This window comes from Staphylococcus sp. IVB6214, from assembly GCF_025558585.1.
In the GTDB taxonomy this organism is placed as follows: domain Bacteria; phylum Bacillota; class Bacilli; order Staphylococcales; family Staphylococcaceae; genus Staphylococcus.
In genome coordinates, this window is the sequence record NZ_CP094723.1 from 756,288 (window position 1) to 777,632 (window position 21,345).

The following is a 21,345-nucleotide window of genomic DNA, read 5'->3' on the forward strand; positions in this document are numbered from 1 at the left end:
GGGGTTTTTAATGAAAACGAAAACTTTAGAGATATTAGAGTTTAATAAAGTGAAAGAAACGATCGAACAAGAAGCGGTTAGTGATCTTGGACGTGCGAAAGTTCAGGCACTTGTACCAGCGACAGATTTTGACACAGTCACGTTTCAAATGGATGAAATGGATGAAATTGGTCAAATTTATAATCAATATCGCATACCAAGTTTGAGTGGCTTATCAAGTGTTTCGACCTATGTGAAACGTGCACAAATTGGTGGTACACTAAATGTCCTTGAACTGAATGCGATTAAGCTATTGATTCAAGTACAAAATCAATTCAAAACGTTTTACAATCAACTAGTGGAAGATGAAGAAGGTATTCATTATGAGATTTTAGACGGACAAATGCAGCGGCTTCCTATTTTAACACCGCTATATCAGTCGATTCATCAGACATGTGATTCGCATGATCTCTTTGATTCGGCAAGTACGGAACTACAATCGATTCGCAGTCGTATTTCGAAGACGAACCAACGTGTGAAAGCGCAATTGGATCGTATTGTAAAGTCAACAGGAAACCAGAAAAAACTGTCTGATGCGATAGTGACAGTGCGAAATGAACGCCATGTTATTCCAGTAAAAGCGGAATATCGACAAGACTTTAATGGAATAGTGCACGACCAATCAGCTTCAGGTCAAACACTCTATATCGAACCGTCATCAGTTGTGGAATTGAACAACCAAGTATCTCGCTTGCGTAGTGAAGAAGCGACAGAGATCAATCGAATTTTGATGGCATTGACTGCTGAAGTGGCAGCAGAGGCGGAAGGTTGTCTTGTTGCAGAAGAGATAATGGGGCATTTAGATTTCTTAATTGCGAAGGCACGATATGCTGCAAAAATTAAAGGAACGAAACCAACCTTTTCAGAAACACGTAAAGTGTATTTACCGAAAGCATTCCATCCATTATTAGACAGAGAAACAGTCGTTGCAAATACAATTGAATTTGAAGATAATATTCAAACGGTTATTATTACAGGACCGAACACAGGTGGTAAAACAGTCACATTAAAAACACTGGGTTTGATTATTGTGATGGCACAGTCTGGATTATTAATTCCAACACTGGATGGAAGTCAATTGAGCGTCTTTGATAACGTCTTCTGCGATATTGGAGATGAACAATCGATTGAGCAGTCATTATCAACATTCTCATCCCACATGAAAACAATTGTTGGTATTATAGAAGAAGCGAATGCGAATAGTCTTATTTTATTTGATGAGTTAGGAGCAGGTACAGATCCTAGTGAAGGTGCAGCTTTAGCAATGAGTATTTTAGACCATGTCCAATCGCTTGGGTCATTAGTCATGGCAACAACGCATTATCCAGAGTTGAAGGCATACAGCTATAATCGTGAAGGCGTAATGAATGCGAGTGTTGAATTCAATGTTGATACACTAAGTCCAACGTATAAGTTATTAATGGGCGTACCAGGACGATCAAATGCTTTTGAGATCTCAAAACGACTAGGACTTGGTTTGAAAATTATTAATCATGCGAAAACGATGATTGGACAGGATGAACAAGAAATCAATGAGATGATTGCATCATTGGAACATAATGCCAAACGTGTAGATGATCAACGCATCGAATGGGAACGTCTAGTACGGGAAGCAGAAACAATTCATCGTGATTTAACGCAACAATACGAGAAATATCAAAACTTTGAGTCGCGTTTAATGGAAGAAGCGAAGGAAAAGGCGAATCAGCATGTCAAAGCAGCAACGCAAGAAGCGGATGACATTGTGAAATCATTGCGTGAAATGCGAGAGCAAAAGGGTGCAGAAGTAAAAGAGCATGAACTGATTGATAAGAAAAAACAACTTGAGAGTCAGTATGAAGCGAAGTCAATCAAGCAAGATGTGAAGAAGCAGCGATGGGATGAGATTAAAGCAGGCGATGAAGTGAAGGTCTTATCATACGGTCAAAAAGGTGAAGTGTTAGAACTTCTTGATGACGAAGAAGCAGTTGTCCAAATGGGAATTATCAAGATGAAACTCCCATTGAAAGACCTAGAGAAGAAAGAGAAGACGAAACAACAACCAAGCAAGATGGTCACACGTACGAATCGTTCAACTGTAAAAATGGAGTTAGATTTGCGTGGTTATCGCTATGATGAAGCGATGGTTGCACTTGATCAATATTTAGACCAAGCAGTATTGAGTAATTATGAAGATGTCTATATTATTCATGGTAAAGGAACAGGCGCATTACAAAAAGGTGTGCAACAACATTTGAAACGACATAAAAGTGTCGCCGACTTCCGCATGGGGATGCCAAGTGAAGGCGGATTTGGTGTGACAGTAGCAACATTACGCTAATGAGCATTAATAGTGAAAGGCCAGAATGGATTTGTTATAATTTGTTCATCATTAAAAACGAGGAGGCTATAACTTATGGCTATTATTGAAGCAACAGATGCAAAATTCGATCAACAAATAGAAGAAGGCGTTAAATTAGTAGATTTCTGGGCAACTTGGTGTGGCCCATGTAAAATGATTGCACCAGTTTTAGAAGACCTAGCAGCAGACTACGAAGGTAAAGTAGACATCTTAAAGTTAGATGTTGACCAAAACCAAGCAACAGCTGCAAAATTTGAAGTAATGAGTATCCCAACATTAATCGTCTTTAAAGACGGTCAACCTGTTGACAAAATTGTTGGATTCCAACCTAAAGAAAACTTAGCACAAGTTTTAGATAAACACTTATAAGAATTCGATCATCTGTGTGGTATAGATGCATCATACAAAGCCTATTCGTATATCTGTGCGAGTAGGCTTTTCAACGCATTATTTTCTATAAATACATTGAAAAATGTGTTAAGTCGGGTATAGAAAAGTGGGAACAAGTGAGGTGAAGTGAGTTGGAAGATGTTAAATCAAAGATTAAACAGAAGTTAAGTGTTTTGCCGACAGAACCGGGTTGTTATTTGATGAAGGATCGTCAAGACCAAGTCATCTATGTTGGCAAGGCGAAACGGTTGCGTAATCGTGTACGATCCTATTTTACAGGTTCACATGATACGAAGACGACACGACTTGTCAGTGAAATCGTGGACTTTGAATACATTGTTACATCAAGTGAGACAGAGTCGCTATTGTTAGAATTAAATCTAATAAAAAAGTATCAACCGAGATACAATATTTTATTAAAAGACGGTAAGACTTATCCGTTTATTAAAATAACGAAAGAGCGACATCCAAAATTAATTGTGACACGCACTGTGCGTAAAGGAAGCGGCAAATACTTTGGACCATATCCCAATGCATACTCCGCACATGAAACGAAAAAGTTACTCGATCGTATTTATCCATTTCGCAAATGTGATAAAATGCCGAACCGTCTCTGTCTGTACTACCACATCGGTCAATGTCTAGGTCCATGTGTCTATCCCGTTGCGAACGAAGAATATGAACGCATGTCACGTGAAATCTCAGACTTTCTGAATGGTGAAGATAAAACCATTTTGAAGCATTTGGAGACACGTATGATAGAAGCAAGTGAACAGATGGCATTTGAACAAGCTAAAGAATATCGTGATTTGATTCAACACGTTCAAAACTTAACGAACAAACAGAAAGTGATTTCGACAGACCAGACGATACGAGATGTGTTTGGTTATAGTGTAGACAAGGGTTGGATGTGTATCCAAGTATTCTTCGTGCGACAAGGAAATCTCATTGAAAGAGAAGCAACAATGTTCCCACTACAACAAACGCCGGAAGAAGAGTTTTATACATTCATCGGTCAGTTCTATCAAGTGAACCAGCACTTTTTACCTAAAGAAGTACATGTGCCGAAAGGACTGGATATTGATATGATTCAGTCGGTTGTCGATACAACGATTTTAACGCCACAGCGAGGTCAAAAGAAACAATTGGTCGATCTAGCAAATAAAAACGCCCGTATCGCATTGGAAAACAAGTTTGAATTGATTGCACGAGACGAATCACGAACGATCCATGCGATTGACGAACTTGGTGAAGCGATGGGCATTCAAACACCGATTCGCATCGAAGCTTTTGACAACTCGAACATTCAAGGTGTCGACCCTGTCTCTGCAATGATTACATTTGTTGATGGAAAGCCGGATAAGAAGGGGTATCGGAAATACAAGGTTAAAACGGTAGAAGGCCCTGATGATTACAAGACGATGCGTGAAGTTGTGCGCAGGCGATATACACGCGTGCTAAACGAAGGATTGCCATTGCCTGATTTAATTATCGTTGATGGTGGTAAAGGTCATATGTCGGGTGTCATTGATGTTCTCGAAAATGAACTTGGGTTGGATATTCCAGTCGCTGGTCTGGCCAAAAATGATAAGCACCAAACGGCAGAGCTTTTATATGGTAAGGAAGCGGACATCGTCCCACTCAAGAAAAATAGTCAAGCTTTCTATTTACTGCATCGCATCCAAGATGAAGTGCATCGATTTGCGATTACATTTCATCGTCAAACCAGACGTAAGACTGGCTTACAATCTGTGCTTGATGAAGTTGAAGGTATCGGACCGAAGCGCAAATCCAATCTTTTACAAAAATTCGGCTCAATCAAGAAAATGCGAGAAGCAACTGTGGAAGAAATCCAAGCTGCGGGCTTACCAAAACAGGCGGCAAACAATGTCTATCAAGCACTTCACGAGTCTTCATGATAAATTTGGTGTGAGAATCATTCTCATACCCAAATTTGTCACAATTAGTGTTACAATAATAGTGAATTGATTTCTTTTTTTTAAACGTCGATGCAAACGTTTTCTATAATAGGGCAAATATAAAAGAAATCAAAAATTAAAAAGTATCGCAGGGGGGACTTCCTTTGACACAATCAAAGAACCAATTCTACCTTAGACGTCTACACTCGTTATTAGGTGTTGTGCCATTAGGTGCTTTCTTATTAGTACATTTAATGGTCAACCATCAAGCGACGCAAGGGGTAGAAGCATTTAACAAAGCGGCAGGCTTTATGGATTCATTACCATTTTTGTACGCCTTGGAAATCATTATGATTTACATTCCGATTTTATATCATGCGGTTTATGGTGTGCATATTGCGTTCACAGCGAGCCACAACATTGGTCATTACTCATATACACGTAACTGGTTGTTTTTATTCCAACGTTTATCAGGTTTATTAACATTCATCTTTGTAATGGTGCATATGTGGCAAACACGTATCCAAAAATTCTTAGGACATGAAGTCAACTTCGATATGATCCATGATATCGTTACGAACCCATTCTGGTTGATTTTCTATATCGTATGTATCATCGCAGTTGTATTTCATTTCGCGAATGGCTTATGGTCATTCTTAGTGACTTGGGGTATCTTACAATCTCCGAAGTCACAACGTATTTTTACTTGGGTTTCATTAGTAATTTTCTTAGTAGTATCATACATCGGTGTAAGTGCGATCTTAGCGTTCTTATAAGCGGTTTAATCATTTCAGGGGAGTGACTATTTTATGGCAGAGAAGAAAATTATTGTTGTCGGTGGTGGCCTAGCAGGTCTCATGTCAACAATTAAAGCAGCAGAACAAGGTGCACATGTTGACTTGTTCTCGATCGTTCCAGTTAAACGCTCTCACTCAGTATGTGCGCAAGGCGGTATCAACGGGGCAGTTAACACGAAAGGTGAAGGTGACTCACCTTGGATTCACTTTGATGACACAGTATACGGTGGAGACTTCTTAGCGGATCAACCACCTGTACAAAAAATGACTGAAGCAGCACCTAAGATTATTCATTTGTTAGATCGTATGGGTGTTATGTTCAACAGAACGAGTGAAGGATTATTAGATTTCCGTCGTTTCGGCGGTACATTACATCATAGAACTGCATTCGCAGGTGCGACAACTGGACAACAATTGTTATATGCGCTTGATGAACAAGTGCGTAGTTACGAAGTAGATGGACTTGTTACAAAATATGAAGGATGGGAATTTTTAGGTGTTGTTAAAGATGATGACAACGCAGCACGTGGTATCGTAGCACAAAACATCACAACATCTGAAATCAAATCATTCGGATCAGATGCCGTTATCATGGCGACAGGTGGTCCTGGTATCATCTTCGGAAAAACAACGAACTCTATGATTAACACAGGTTCAGCTGCATCTATCGTATACCAACAAGGTGTACAATATGCGAACGGTGAGTTTATCCAAATCCACCCAACAGCAATTCCAGGTGATGACAAGTTACGTCTGATGTCTGAATCAGCACGTGGTGAAGGTGGACGTATTTGGACATATAAAGATGGTAAACCATGGTATTTCTTAGAAGAGAAATATCCAGATTATGGTAACTTAGTACCACGTGATATCGCAACACGTGAAATCTTTGATGTCTGTGTGAACCAAAAGTTAGGTATCAATGGTGAAAACATGGTATACCTTGACTTGTCACATAAAGATCCACATGAGCTTGATGTTAAGCTTGGCGGTATCATTGAAATTTATGAGAAGTTTACTGGGGATGACCCACGTAAAGTTCCAATGAAAATCTTCCCAGCAGTTCACTACTCAATGGGTGGCTTATATGTAGACTACGATCAAATGACAAACATTGACGGTCTATTTGCAGCAGGTGAATGTGACTTCTCACAACATGGTGGTAACCGTCTTGGTGCCAACTCATTGTTATCAGCTATCTACGGTGGTACAGTAGCAGGTCCTAACGCTGTGAAGTACGTTCAAAACATTGAAAAATCATATGTTGATATCGACGATAGCTTATATCAACAACGTGTTGATGAAGAACAAGCACGTTTCGATAAGTTGCTGAACATGAAGGGTACAGAAAATGCTTATAAATTACACCGTGAACTTGGTGAAATCATGACAGCGAACGTAACTGTTGTACGTGATAACAAGCGTTTATTAGAAACTGATAAGAAGATCGTTGAGTTAATGCAACGCTATGAAGATATTGATATGGAAGATACTTCTAAATGGAGTAACCAAGCGGTATTCTTCACACGTCAATTGTGGAATATGCTTGTGTTAGCACGTGTTATTACAATCGGGGCATATAATCGTAACGAATCACGTGGTGCACACTACAAACCAGAATTCCCAAATCGTAACGATGAAGAGTGGTTAAAACACACATTGGCAGAATACAAAGGTCGACATGAAGCGCCAGCCTTTACGTATAAGCCAGTTGATGTGAGCTTAATCCCACCTCGTAAACGTGACTACACAAGTAAGTCAAAAGGGGGTAAAAAATAATGCCTAGCACTAAAGAGCAAGTGACAGAACAACAACCCAACAAGAATGCAAATAGAACGGTGAAATTAATCATCAAACGTCAAAAAGATGAAACGTCACAACCGTACGAAGAAACATTCGTTATTCCATATCGTGACAATATGAACGTCATTGCATGTTTGATGGAAATTCAACGTAATCCATACAATGACAAAGGGGAAAAAACAACACCTGTAACTTGGGATATGAACTGTCTAGAAGAAGTATGTGGTGCTTGTTCAATGGTTATCAACGGTCGTGCACGTCAATCATGTTCAGCGATTGTCGATCAACTTGAACAACCAATTCGTCTTGAACCAATGAGTACATTCCCAGTTATTCGTGACTTACAAGTTGACCGTACTCGTATGTTTGACAACTTGAAACGTATGAAAGCATGGGTACCAATTGACGGTACGTATGACTTAGGTCCTGGACCACGTATGCCAGAGAAAAAACGTCAAACAGCATACGAGTTGTCAAAATGTATGACATGCGGTGTATGTTTAGAAGTTTGTCCTAACGTGACACGCAACAATAGTTTCGTTGGTGCACAAGCGATCTCACAAGTTCGTCTATTCAACCTACATCCAACAGGTTCAATGACGAAAGACGAGCGTTTGAATGCATTGATGGATATGGGTGGATTACAAGCATGTGGTAACTCACAAAACTGTGTACAAGCATGTCCTAAAGGTATTCCATTGACAACATCAATCGCAGCATTAAACAGAGAAACATCATTCCATATGTTCAAATCATTCTTTGGTTCTGATCATTTAGTGGACTAATCATATAAGATAGAGCTGGAACAGAATGCTGTTTCAGCTCTATTTTTATGCCTGAAAGTGGAAGCATACCATATACAAAGTGAGTTTCTAGCATATATTTCTTCACACATGTTAAAATGGTCAGTAATAAACATAGAGAAGAGGTTGAAAGCCATGGAAAGACCAATCGGTGTCATGGACTCAGGCGTGGGTGGACTCACAGTCGCAAAAGAAATCATGCGACAACTTCCAAATGAAACAATCTATTATCTAGGAGATGTTGGACGTTGCCCATACGGACCAAGAAGTGGGGATGAGGTCAAGAAATTCACCATTCAAATGGCGGAATATCTCACAAAGTTCAACATAAAAATGTTAGTCATCGCATGTAATACAGCGACTGCAGTAGCGTTAAAACCACTCCAACAACAATTGAAAATACCAGTTATCGGTGTGATTGAACCCGGTGCGAGAACAGCCATTATGACAACGAATAATCAAAAAGTACTCGTACTTGGCACAGAAGGAACAATCAAATCAGAAGCGTATCGCCACCAGATAACGCGTATTAACCCGCATGTTGAAGTGAGTGGTGTGGCGTGTCCTGGATTTGTACCACTCGTTGAAGAGATGAAATATAAAGATCCTACGATCACAAATATTGTCATTCATCAAACATTGAAACGTTGGCGTCAACACGATGCGGATACTGTGATTTTAGGTTGTACGCACTATCCATTGCTATATCAGCCGATATATGACTATTTTGATAAGCGCAAAGTTGTCATTTCATCAGGGCTTGAAACAGCAAGAGAAGTGAGTGCACTTTTGACATTTAGTCAAGGGCATGCACACTATAACCCAGCACCACAGCACCGTTTCTTTGCGAATGGGGACGTTACACATATGACATATATTATTAAAGAATGGTTGAAGATAGATACAGAAGTTGAACAAATCACATTAAGTTAGGGGGATGTTCGATGACTGAAATAGTAATCGCCACATCAAATCAAGGTAAAATTAATGATTTTAAAACAATTTTTAAAGAAGCGAAGGTCATAGGAATTAATGAATTAATCGCTGATTTCGATGTTGAAGAAACAGGAACAACATTTGAAGAGAATGCACGTTTGAAATCTGAAGCAGCAGCGAAAGCGCTTGGAAAAACAGTTATTGCAGACGACAGTGGTTTAGAAGTTACTTCATTAAACGGAGAGCCTGGCATCTACTCCGCACGATACGCTGGGGAAGCAAAGGATGATGAAGCAAATATTGATAAAGTATTAGAGAAGTTAGAAGGGTACGATGATCGCACAGCCCGATTTGTCTGTGTTATCAGTATGACAACAGCAGAAGGTATGACACACACGTTTACAGGTACAGTTGACGGTGAGATCACATTACAACGTATAGGAGAGAATGGGTTTGGATATGATCCAGTCTTCTATGTACCTGATAAGCAAAAAACAATGGCACAACTGACAGCATCAGAAAAGGCGGAAATCAGTCACAGACGTAAAGCGATTGATCAACTACAAGCATTTATTGAAAGTGAAGTGTAACAATGAAAAAATGGATTCTAGTCAGTGATAATCATTCAGAAACAGGCATTTTATATGATATTTATCAACAACACGAAGATGCTGATGCGTTTTTCCATCTCGGCGATTCTGAATTTAAATACGACGATACGGAGTTAAGTTTGTATCAGCGTGTCAAAGGTAATATGGACTTTTATCCAGAATTTCCAGAAACACAAATTGCGATATCAGGTCGGGACAGAATCTTTTTTACACATGGACATCTTTTCGGTGTGAATGGATCCAGACAGACATTAGCACAACAAGCTATCCAAAATGAGGCGGATTTTGCGTTTTATGGACATACACATGTTGCTCGCTATGAAAATATTAACGGTGTGCATGTCATCAATCCAGGCAGTATCTCTCAATCTCGCAGTAATATAGAGGAGACATATGCAGAAATTATTGAAGAAAAGCAAATATATCAATTGAATTTTCGAAATCGTCAACATCAAATTATTAAACGTATGACATTGTAGTAGAAGACTAAAATTTACATTCAAACTATAACAAGAGTGGGACACAAGCGTTACTATGATGCTTGATATCTCACTCTCTTTCATTTTAGAAATCAACAGTTCAAAGGTTGCTGTTATCGAAGTTGTCGTTTTCTTGAATTATTTTACATTCCATCAATTTTATGATAATATTCATATGAATTAATTGTGTAAATCACTAATTCATTCTACGTATATTTGTTGATAAAAGGAGGGATAGCATTGGACGATAAGAAGAATATCTTAGTAATCAAGTTATCAAAAGAACATGACGAGAGTGACAAAGCACTCAAAGACAGAGTAACAGGAAAATGGAAAATATCTCCTAAAAGATTAGATGACGTAGAATTTGTTGTCGTACTCATATTACAAGAGGTTGTTGCAACGTATCGTTTAGGTGACGAATTTAAATATAATCGTTCTACGGGTAGAGTAGAAGACTTAGAGTTAATAGAAGATGACACATATCAAAAGTATATTGGACAATTTGTAGACTATAAAACAAGTAATCCTGCTACGCTATCATCTGAAAGCAACTTGTTTGCACAATAGAAAATAAGAGAAATATAACAATTAATATTATAAAAATCGAAGTGTAATACTTAATGATCCTAGTTTTAAGGGTGATTTCGTATTACACTTTTTTTGCGTTTTGTTAGAAATAATTTCGTTTAGACTCAAAGCATAAGTCAAGATAATTGTGCACTACAAAAAATTTTTTAAAAAAATAAGCATAAATTTGTTAAAGAGTAAAGTGATTTTAAGGTTATAGGTAAAACTCTCAAAGGGGTTTTTGTAAAAGTTCCTAAAATTGTCACAAAATACAAATTTGAGAAATACTATATTCTTGATTTCACATCTGTGATAATATAAAAATACAATGATACATTGAATGATTGAAAATGTAAATTAGATAATTAGTAATGAGGGAGAAGGATTAAGGAGTGGAGAAGCATGAATAATTTACTAATTATAAAGTTGACGGGGGAAAAACCGAAAAATAAACAAGAAATAATAGAGCGTGCAAGTAGCGGTTGGAAAATATCACCTAAACGATTAAACGATGTCAAATACGTCGTTGTACTATATCAACAAATTGTCATTGCAACGTATCAACTCGGTAAAATGTTGACATATAACAAAAATATCGCAAAGGTAACAAAATTAGATCTTACAGAAACTAAAGATTTGGATATTGTCGGCCAAGGCGTTTCTTATCCTACAAGTAACCCAGCAACGATCTCATCACTGGATAATTTATTTAAAAATAAATAATAGATAATTCAATTAGGAGGCACATTTTAATGAAAAAATTACTTACACTCGCATTATTCATGGTCGTATTATTAGCCGCATGTGGGAACAAACTAGACGGAACATACGAAAATGATAAAGTGATTCTTGATGCAAATGATGAAACAGAAAAAGTCGAATTAACATTTAAGTTAGAAGATACTGGTTTTTCTTTTTTTACTAAGGAAAATGTATCGTTTGAAGGGAAAATTAATAAAAAAGAAAATAAAATCATCATTCGTGAACAAGATGAAATAGTCAAAATGGATTACAAAGTTGAAAAAGATAAAGTGAAGTTAGTCAGCGAAGAATTAGGGATTGAAGACGAACTTACAAAAGTAGAATAGTAAATCTTTATTGCTGTTAAGTATATACGATATAAGATGATGAACTAGAACATTTTTTCGATCAATTGTATCGATTTAAATAATAAAACAATCATGGAAGGGGACATTTCAATGTCGCAGAAATTATTTGTACGCACATTAATTACTGGATTAGCAACATCAGCTTTATTAGCAGGAGGGCATGCTGCTAAAGCTGCAGAAGAAACAGCTCCAGTTATGGACAATCAAGAACAGCCTCAAACTTCAAATCAAACACAAGCCAATACTCCTCAAACTGACACTACGTCTGATCAACCAACAACTACCGATTCAACAGAACCAGAAGAAACACAACCTACAACAGATGCACCAGAAGAAACACCTATTGCTGAAGAACAACCGATACAAAGTCAACCTGAACAGCCTAATGCGGGAGAAGAGAATTTAGTTTCAGATACTAAACCAGCTGAAGTATCAGAAGAAGAGTTGAAACAACAAGAAATTGAAAATGCACAAGCTAATCTAAATACTGCGAATCAACAAGTTAAAGCTGCTCAACATGAACGAGATAAAGCAGCTCAAGAAAAAGCTGCAGCGGATCAACAACTAAAAGCAGCACAATCGGTAAAAACAACATCAACTAAACAAGTAGATCAAAAAATTGCTAATGAAACTAAAAAATTAAAAAACAAAACATCTAATGTTCAAACAACGCAATCACAATTGGATAAGAAAAAAGCTGAGATTGCAAATAAAGAACAACAACTTAAAAACTATAAACCAGGAGTTAAAGAACCAGTTGTTCATACTAGTAACGTACCTGAAGAGGCAGAGAGTCAACGCTATCATGAATGGGTAGAAGACGTGAAATATACAGGATCACCTCAAGTTGTAAAATTAAAAGCTAATAAAGGAAAATATATTCCTAACAACGAACGAATTAGTCAATTTTTTGTAGATTATCTTAATGAATTAAAACGTATTAACAATCTCCCAGGGCATGTAACATTATCAACTAACCCTGCTGTACAAGCCTTCTCTCAAGCCCGAGCAGATGAATCGGCAGCTAACTACCGAGCGCATTACACTGAGTTACCTGATGCTGATAAATATCAAGGAGCAGAAAATTTGGCTCGTCATTTCGCTTATGAATCACTGCCTTTATCTGATGAAGAAGTTGCTTATACGATGCTATTAGCTTGGTTCTCAGATTACAATAATTATCAAAAAGGTTATGGTCACCGCTCAAACTTATTAGCGGCTAATGGTGAAATTGGTTTTGCGACAGTAAGATATGGTGACGAAGGCGACGAGATTTATACTTTACTTTCAGTTATGAACGCTCAAGGTTGGGATAGAGAAAATGTTTATAACAAAGTAACAGAAACTCAAGTTGGAGATAAATTACAATATCGTTTAGATGGCAAGGAAGTTCACTTCGTACCTAAAAAAGTCTTCCAATATATTACAACAGAAACAATTGACAAATCAGGTAAATTAGCGACTGAACTTGCACAGTTGAAGAAAGAGAAAACAGCATTAGATTCTAAACTAAATCAATATAATAAAGAAATTACTAAAATTGAAAAGACAATTAGTAATTTGAAAAAGCAACGTCAATTGATTTCATCAAACAACGCAACACAACAAAAAGCGATCAATGATGCGAAGGCGCTTGTTGCCAAAAACAATAAAGCATTAGCTGATGCAGAAAAGAAACTTGCCGATGCGAAGAAGAATAAAGCAGTTGCACAAAAAGCATTGGACAAATTAACAAAAGTTGATGAACCAAATAAACCTGAACAACCAGCAGAACAACCAGCAGAACAACCAACAATCCCGTCTAAACCAGCACCTGAACAACCTAAAGGCGATGTTAAACCAGGTAAAACAGCGCATCCTAGCACGAGTACAGCTGCAGTAACAAAACCAGTTGCTACACCAAAACAAGATAAACCTACTATGGATAAAACATTAGGTGCTACTGAAATGCCATCAAAAGGGATCAAAGTCACATTGCCATCAGGTGAAAAAGTGACAATTCCAAATAAAGCAGTTGGCACTACTTTGACGGCAGAGCCAATGGGTAATATGTCAGTTACAACACAATCAAAAGTCACAATGGTATCAACCAATGCACAAGCGCCAAAGGCTATGAACTCAACAAAAGGTAATGATAAATCTGATGACAATATGCAGATGTTACCAAATACAGGTCAAGAACAAAAGACAGGTATTTTTGCAGGACTTGTAGCTTTACTAGCTGGTATTGCGACATGCTTCGGTTTCCGTCGTAAATCATCACAAAAATAATAAAAACATTAGAATGGGACATGACTTTCTAGAAATTGAACAGTAATTGACTTCGTGTATAATTAGTACAAATTTATTAGATCATACTTACTGTATCCATCACAATGTAGTTAGTTGTGTTCCGTTTTATTTTTAAAGAATTTATTTTTGATTAACAGGAGGGTATTTTATGACTGAAAAAACATTAAAAAGTGAAGAAATTATTAAGGCGATTGAATCACTTGATGAATCAACTGAAAAAGCGTTTGAAGAAAAGATTTTATCTAAAGCATTGTTAAATAAAGAAGCATTTTTAAATCAATATAATCCATGGCAAAAAGAAGCAGGTCAAAAATTGATTGGTAACTTCAGTCGAATTATTAATAAATTACCACTTGAAGATGGTGATAAAAATGCAGAAACATTTTCTTGGTTAGATTATGATGAAAAAATGTCAAACATAATACCAAAAATCACTACTGATATTGATAAAAATAAAATGCACTATGCCATGCCTAATCATGTGCAAGGAAATATTGAAACAGCCAACCTATTTTTGTGTTTGACAAATCCTAGTATTGCTGGAAAGTTTGCGGTAGATGACAAGAGTTATCAAAATAATATCTTAAATTTTCATGAAGCTTTTCTAAAAATTATTGATAAAAATAAAGTCATAGTGAACCCTGATCCAAGTGCACATCTTGAAAATTTTCAATCGTATGATAATGATGTGACAAAAGATCTAGTATATCAACACATTGTTAATAATGGTAAATCTGAAGTTGAAGATGAAATCATTAGATTATTAGATGAAAAAAATGATGATAATCTAATTAAAAAAGAAGTTGAAAATCAATTTGACAATTATTACTATTTAAAAAGTTATTATAAATGGGTACTTCACAATGATGAAGTAAAGGGGCTTCAAAAATATATTTTGAATCACTTAAATGATAGAGAAGGTATAATAAAACATTTTCAGAACATCAAAACATGTAATCTAGAAAGTTTTCCGTATCGTTCTACAAATCCTAATTTAAGTAATAAAGGTGATGGACTTGGAGATGAAATTTTGGGAACGAAAAACGATATCATTTTATTTAGTTCCCGAATTATTATGAGACGAATTGCTTTATATATAAATGGCGGTAAAGATGAGAATGAAAAACCATCATTTATTTTTAGAAGATTCAATGATGTTTGGGAAGACTCATTGAAAAAAGTATTGTTAGATGACTATTCATTTTCTGAAAATGAATTAGATAAAGTCTTAGGTTATTTAAGAATTCACTTCTTTTATACATTTACATCAATTGATAATGACTTTAAATTAACCAAGGGGCACATTACGAAAGGCAATGTATATCATTTCACATCTGAAAATAGTAAAGTTATAGAAGAACCTATTGGTATAGAAGGTCTAAAATATTTCAGAAAGATGATATTACCAGATCAAAGCGAGTAGTCTTTTATGAATCATTTCTACCCAAAAGTGTTTGGTATTATCAACACACATTAAAGAAAGATCTCATGACTTAGGGATCTTTCTTTTTGTTAAATATTGAATGTCATTTTAACCAAATAAAAGTGCATCAATTATATAGAAAAAGTGCTTGAGAAAAGCTTACAGCAACAAAGTAAAAAATATAACAATATTTATAACGATATAAAATTATGTTAAAATGTAAGTGTTAATAGCTATGTGAATAGTAGGATTTTACTTCAATTAAATAGTATTCGACAACATGTTTTTAAATCATTCTATTAGACACGTGATTATAATGATTTTTCCAGTCGACTGTTAGAGAGAAATATAAGTTGGTTGTTAAAAATAAAACTCTCAGACGAAAGGGGACATGTCAATGTCGCAGAAATTATTTGTAAGAACGTTAATTACGGGTTTAGCAACTTCAGCTTTGTTAGCAGGTGGTCATGTTGCTAAAGCTGCAGAAGAAACCACTCCTGTCACGGAAAACCAAGAACACACTCAAACTTCAGATCAACCGAAACCAGATACACTTCAAACTGAGCCTACAACATCAGAATCAACGGATGATGATCCTACTCAACCAGAATCCACAGAAACACCTACTTCCGATGAAAAACAACCTACAACTGAAACATCTCAAAAACCACCCATTTTAGAAGATCATCCAGAACAACCAAATACGGATGAACTAGCTTCAAATCCTAAATTTAATAATGAATCAAAAAAACAAGAAATTGAAAATGCCAAAAACAATTTGAATGTGGCAAATGAACAAATTAAAAAAGCACAAGCAGATCGAGAGAAAGCAGCTCATGATAAAGCGTTAGCAGACAAGCAATTAAAAGAAGCACAATCAGTGGAAACGACATCAACCAAACAAGTAGATCAAAAAATTGTTGATAATACAAAGAAATTAAATGATACAAAGTCAAAGGTACAAACAACACAATCACAATTAGATCAAAAGACAGCTGAAGTTAATAAAAAAGAACAAGAACTAAAAAAATATAAACCGACAGTTAAAGTCACAAAATCTTATACAAATGATCCAGTAAAATATGTAGAAGAACATCGTTTTAATGAATGGACTGAAGATGTCGTTTACAGTGGGACACCTAAAACAGTGACATTAAAAGAGCCAAAAGGGAAATATACACCAAATGTCCAACGTGTTGGGAAGTTCGTTGAAAAATATATTAATGAAATTAAACGCATTAATGGTTTATCAGGAAAAGTCACATTCACGACTAACAAAGAATTGCAAAAATACTCAATGGATCGAGTAAAAGAGATTTTCACAAATCAAGTGTTTTCGCACGACACAAACTTGCCGAATAGTGATCGATTACAAGGTACTGAGAATGCTGGATATTCGTTTGATACACAAACTTTGCTGATTTCCGATGAAGAACTTGCTTACAAAATTGTGTTAGGTTGGTTCGCTGAATACAACAATCTGTATAGAAGCTATGGACATAGAACTAACATGATTCAACACAATGGTGAATTTGGATTAGGACTTGTAAGTGATATTTTTCATGATGATCAGGTGTTTATGTACATTTATAATACATCTGGCATGCGTTATGAGGACTTTTATACACCTGTTGAAACAGAGACGCCAGATGGTAAAGTAACGTATCGCATCGATGGGAAAAAGATTAAGTTCTTACCTAAAACGTTATTCAAATATGTTCGTGAAGAAATAGTGGATCATTCAAATAAATTAAAAACGGAACTCGCACAATTGAAGAAAGAGAAAGCTGCTTTAGATTCTAAAGTGAGTCATTATAATAATGAAATCACTGATATTGAAACGACAATAAGTAAATTAAAAAAACAGCATCAGCTTATAACATCAAAACAAAAAGCAATTACCGATGCGAAAAAACTAGTTGAGAAAAATACGAAAGCATTAGCTGCTGCAGAAAAGAAACTTGCGGATGCTAAGAAGAATAAAGTAGTTGCACAAAAAGCATTGGATCAATTAACAAAAGGTGATGAACCAGCAAAGCCGTCAAAGCCAGGGAAACCAGCAACATCGAAACCAGCAAAGCCGTCAAAACCAGTTAAACCGACAACGTCAAAGCCAGCTAAGCCGTCAGAACCAGTTAAACCAACAACATCAAAGCCAGGGAAACCAGCAACATCGAAACCAGCAAAGCCGTCAAAACCAGTTAAACCGACAACGTCAAAGCCAGCTAAGCCGTCAGAACCAGTTAAACCAACAACATCAAAGCCAGGGAAACCAGCAACATCAAAACCAGCTAAGCTGTCAAAACCAGTTAAACCAGCAACATCAAAACCAGCTAAGCCGTCAAAACCAGTTAAACCGACAACATCAAAACCAGCAAAGCCGTCAAAGCCAGAGAAACCAACGACATCAAAGTCAGTAAAGCCGTCAGAACCAGTTAAACCGACAACATCAAAACCAGCAAAGCCGTCAAAGCCAGGGAAACCAGCAACATCAAAACCATCTAAGCCGTCAGAATCAGTTAAACCGACGACATCAAAGCCAGTAAAGCCGTCAAAATCAACTAAACCGACAACATCAAAGCTAGTTAAGGCTAATAGTAAAAAAACAATTAAAGTTAAAACGGAGCAACATAAACTGAGTGCTCATGCACCAAGTAAGACTAAAACAGGCGTAACACCAAAATACGATAAACCAAATCAAGTGGCTAAAGTAAATAAATCTGAAGTGCGAACAAAGGGTATTCAAGTGACATTACCAACAGGTGACAAAGTGACAATTCCGAAGAAAGCAGATAGAACGAATCTAATTGCCAAACCAGTTAGTAATATTGTAGGTACAACGCAACCAAAAACAGAAAAGCTTTCAAATAATATACCGGAAACAAATAAAGATAAATCAAATAAGAATGTGAAGGCATTACCAAATACAGGTCAAGAACAACAAACAACGATGTTTACAGGACTTATAACAATGCTAATAGGAATTGTAACTCTCCGTACTTTCCGTCGTAATTCAATTGAAAAATAACAAAAAAGATCTCAGGTTTTTATAACCTGGGATCTTTTGGAAGTCCATTTTTTGTGGTGGGCAGATAATAAAAAGTAACTAATTTTATTTTTAACTTAATCATAACATGTAGTCATCTCTACATTCATTTAAGCGTACAGTTTAATTATTAATTGTGCGCTTTTTCTATACCATCATTTCTTTAATACTCGCTTGCCAAGGCGCCTCACTTCAACTAATTTTGGCTTTATTGAATAAAAGAAGCCAAAATGGATTTTCCGTTCGGCTTGTTGCCTTAGGTGTCTCGTATTAGAAATGATTTTAGATACACATCTCTAAGTGTGTTAGGACATATTAGATAGCGATTACTACGTAATATATTTATGCAGCGTTATTTATTAGTAAACTATCCTTTTTACGTCGTTGATATAGCTTAAAAATAATCAGTATCCTTGCCTTGAAGTTATTAAAGTTTCGATAGCCATATGATACACGTTTAATAAGCTTAATTTTATTATTGATACCTTCAATCGCTCCATTGTTTAACTTAGGGTGTTTAATTGTTGAATAAAGGATATACTCGTATTTTTTATAGAACCGAATGACACGCCAAACACCACGTGATACATGCTTCTTTTCAACACTCATTAAAGTTTCTTTGAAACGTAACCAATCACATTGTTTTAATGCTTCTCGAAGGTGATGAACTAACATATATGTGTCATAGAGCTGCTGATCAAGATTTAATAGATACTCTAAAATATCTCTTGATGTCGTATACGTTTTGAAGGACTTCGACCAAAAGTATTCATAGCTGTTGATATCTTGTCTGTCAGAAAGGAAAAGTTTCCAGTGTTTTTTCATTTTCGTGTAATCTGTTGATGACTTATAGCGACAAGTATTCATTATAGAAATACGTTGCTTATTAAGTTCACGGTTAAGGTGCTGAACAATGTGAAAACGATCAAAGATTAAAATCGCATTCGGGAATACTTCATGAATGAAGTTAATGTAGGGTTCATACATATCGGCTGTGACCGTTTTGACAGCTAATCGTTCACGACGATCAAAACGATAGAAGTACTCTTTAAGTTTGTGAATACGTCTATCTTCTAAGATATCGATAATCTGATTCGTTTCATTATTTATAAACAGAAAACTCATCGCTGTTGTCACATTTTTAACGCTTTTAAATTCATCTATGGAGAGATGTTTAGGCAATCCAGATGAAGGTTTTACTATTAATGATTGTGAGATATGGTGAATACATCTCTTAACTGTGCTTGGTGAAACACTACAATCATTAGCAATGTCTATCTCAGACTGTACACGTGTGAGTTTGTCCTGAATCGCTAATTTCACACGATTAGTAATAAAGCAATTACTATCAACAATGTTTGTTTGAGCCGTAAAAGTCTTTAAACAATGTAGACACTTAAAGCGTTCTTTCGCTAAATTAAGATAAACATTAGACTCTTGAGATTTTAATAGTGTTAAACGCGAAACACGTTTACCGTGCTTATGTATTTGTCCGTCATTGACACAACCACACTTCATACATGCCTTTGGTGTATAAGAAAGTGTTCCATAAACAACCGTAGAAAGCTGACCACGCACTTCTACATCTTCTTCCACTTTAAGAACTTGAATATTTTCATCTTTTATTTTTAATAGTTTTAATATATCATTACACATAGGCGCATCATGTCTCCTCTCATTTTTTGTTTAGGCACTTAAAATTATAGAGGCATGAGCGCTTTTTTTGTATCAAAATGATTTAAAAAACAAAAAAGGGCGGGACAGCAGTTCATGCCATCCCACCACAAAAGATTAAGACCCGATCTTTTCACTAGCTTAGTTTTACTTAGTCAGAACAATAAAAAACGGGCAATAATTTGCCCGTTATGGAAAATTTAATTTCCTTTTTAAATCTGTTTTAACTGGGTGCTAGACCCTTGTACTATAAGTATAATAATTAGAAGAAGATTAATCAACCTTTTTGTTTGTATATTCTTCTATAATTTTTGTATCTAACTTATCTAAAGTGTTATTATCAACCTTTATGGTTCCGGAAGGGTCAAACTTATTTATTTTTCTAACTCTTAATTTGCTAATATTTTGAATGGCTTTATAACAGACAAATGTTTGCTTGTTATATTTGGAGTACTTTGCAAATACTTTTGAGATATCTTCTCTATCTTTTTTAATTTCATTAATTAATTTATCATGTTTTTCAACAAAATTCTCTAGTTCATCAACCGTTTTGCCAAATATGTTCATTTCTATTATTGTATTCTCAAGTTCTTTTTCGTTAGAGATTTTTTCATTAAGGTGGATAGTCTCATCTATTTTTGCTTGTTTTTTTTCAATATCTATTAATAGAGACTCTATTGTTGATTTTAATCCATCTATTTCTTGTTCTTTTTTGTATAATGATTTTTCAGACTCTAATAATGTATTAGCAGCATTATCAAAAACTGTTTTATCGATAGGTAAATAATGTTTTTTGTTTTTTGAACTAAGCGGTACGACGTTTATAGTACTACTTTTTTTACTATCTGAATGATTTAATACAATTGCGAAGTGTCCGCCTGATATTTCGCTACCAATATTTACTCCAAAATCAACATAAACGATGGTTCCTCTTTTAAAAAGATTATAATTTGGTCTTATTTCCCCTGTTATCTCTTTGTATAAAATATTAGAATGAGACCGTAACCAGTATGGTAGAGAAGTATATTTTTCTTTGTTACTGTCAAAAATCTTTTTATATTTGATATTAGTTTCGTCTATTATTTCGTGTGCTTTTTCTCTTTTCAATTTTGC

Annotated in this window: 17 protein-coding genes; 15 read left to right on the forward strand and 2 right to left on the reverse strand. The window is 35.8% G+C overall.

Features of this window, described 5'->3' with window-relative positions:
• Positions 1–10: 10 nt before the first annotated feature.
• The 15 genes from MUA51_RS03650 to MUA51_RS03720 all read left to right on the forward strand — a co-directional run bounded on the left by MUA51_RS03650 (position 11) and on the right by MUA51_RS03720 (position 18,540).
• Entirely contained in the window at positions 11–2,359 is a 2,349-nt protein-coding gene (locus tag MUA51_RS03650) for an endonuclease MutS2 (RefSeq protein WP_262560509.1), read from the forward strand.
• 75 nt (positions 2,360–2,434) lie between these two features.
• Positions 2,435–2,749: a thioredoxin gene (gene trxA, locus MUA51_RS03655; protein ID WP_262560510.1), complete on the forward strand. Its 315-nt coding sequence runs from the start codon at positions 2,435–2,437 to the stop codon at positions 2,747–2,749.
• 152 nt (positions 2,750–2,901) lie between these two features.
• The gene (uvrC, locus tag MUA51_RS03660) at positions 2,902–4,689 is read left to right on the forward strand and encodes an excinuclease ABC subunit UvrC (RefSeq protein WP_262560511.1); all 1,788 of its coding nucleotides are present in this window, start codon (positions 2,902–2,904) and stop codon (positions 4,687–4,689) included.
• 164 nt (positions 4,690–4,853) lie between these two features.
• Positions 4,854–5,465 (forward strand): succinate dehydrogenase cytochrome b558 subunit, encoded by a 612-nt coding sequence (locus MUA51_RS03665; RefSeq protein WP_262560512.1) that lies wholly within the window; start codon positions 4,854–4,856, stop codon positions 5,463–5,465.
• A gap of 33 nt (positions 5,466–5,498) precedes the next feature.
• Positions 5,499–7,265 (forward strand): succinate dehydrogenase flavoprotein subunit, encoded by a 1,767-nt coding sequence (gene sdhA, locus MUA51_RS03670; protein WP_262560513.1) that lies wholly within the window; start codon positions 5,499–5,501, stop codon positions 7,263–7,265.
• On the forward strand, positions 7,265–8,074 hold the full coding sequence (sdhB, locus tag MUA51_RS03675) for a succinate dehydrogenase iron-sulfur subunit (RefSeq protein WP_262560514.1): 810 nt from the start codon (positions 7,265–7,267) through the stop codon (positions 8,072–8,074). The genes sdhA and sdhB overlap by 1 nt, the downstream gene beginning before the upstream one ends.
• Positions 8,075–8,227: 153 nt before the next feature.
• Positions 8,228–9,025: a glutamate racemase gene (gene racE / locus MUA51_RS03680; RefSeq protein ID WP_262560515.1), complete on the forward strand. Its 798-nt coding sequence runs from the start codon at positions 8,228–8,230 to the stop codon at positions 9,023–9,025.
• 11 nt (positions 9,026–9,036) lie between these two features.
• A complete protein-coding gene (locus MUA51_RS03685; RefSeq protein WP_262560516.1) occupies positions 9,037–9,618 on the forward strand; it encodes an XTP/dITP diphosphatase in 582 nt (193 codons plus the stop codon).
• A gap of 2 nt (positions 9,619–9,620) precedes the next feature.
• A complete protein-coding gene (locus tag MUA51_RS03690; protein WP_262560517.1) occupies positions 9,621–10,118 on the forward strand; it encodes a metallophosphoesterase in 498 nt (165 codons plus the stop codon).
• Between the two features lie 240 nt (positions 10,119–10,358).
• Positions 10,359–10,688, forward strand: a complete 330-nt coding sequence (locus MUA51_RS03695; protein WP_095116196.1) for a hypothetical protein — start codon at positions 10,359–10,361, stop codon at positions 10,686–10,688.
• Positions 10,689–11,090: 402 nt separating this feature from the next.
• Positions 11,091–11,411, forward strand: coding sequence for a hypothetical protein (locus MUA51_RS03700; protein WP_262560518.1), 321 nt, complete (start codon positions 11,091–11,093; stop codon positions 11,409–11,411).
• A 29-nt stretch (positions 11,412–11,440) separates the two neighbouring features.
• The gene (locus MUA51_RS03705) at positions 11,441–11,776 is read left to right on the forward strand and encodes a lipoprotein (protein ID WP_262560519.1); all 336 of its coding nucleotides are present in this window, start codon (positions 11,441–11,443) and stop codon (positions 11,774–11,776) included.
• A gap of 111 nt (positions 11,777–11,887) precedes the next feature.
• Positions 11,888–14,068, forward strand: a complete 2,181-nt coding sequence (locus tag MUA51_RS03710; protein WP_262560520.1) for an LPXTG cell wall anchor domain-containing protein — start codon at positions 11,888–11,890, stop codon at positions 14,066–14,068.
• Positions 14,069–14,237: 169 nt separating this feature from the next.
• Entirely contained in the window at positions 14,238–15,512 is a 1,275-nt protein-coding gene (locus MUA51_RS03715) for a hypothetical protein (RefSeq protein ID WP_262560521.1), read from the forward strand.
• A gap of 397 nt (positions 15,513–15,909) precedes the next feature.
• On the forward strand, positions 15,910–18,540 hold the full coding sequence (locus MUA51_RS03720; protein WP_262560522.1) for an LPXTG cell wall anchor domain-containing protein: 2,631 nt from the start codon (positions 15,910–15,912) through the stop codon (positions 18,538–18,540).
• A 360-nt stretch (positions 18,541–18,900) separates the two neighbouring features.
• Here MUA51_RS03720 and MUA51_RS03725 read toward each other — a convergent pair whose 3' ends face one another.
• Both MUA51_RS03725 and MUA51_RS03730 read right to left on the reverse strand, forming a co-directional pair.
• A complete protein-coding gene (locus MUA51_RS03725) occupies positions 18,901–20,214 on the reverse strand; it encodes an ISL3 family transposase (protein ID WP_262559359.1) in 1,314 nt (437 codons plus the stop codon).
• A gap of 291 nt (positions 20,215–20,505) precedes the next feature.
• Positions 20,506–21,339, reverse strand: a complete 834-nt coding sequence (locus MUA51_RS03730) for a type II toxin-antitoxin system PemK/MazF family toxin (RefSeq protein WP_262560523.1) — start codon at positions 21,337–21,339, stop codon at positions 20,506–20,508.
• Positions 21,340–21,345: the final 6 nt, after the last annotated feature.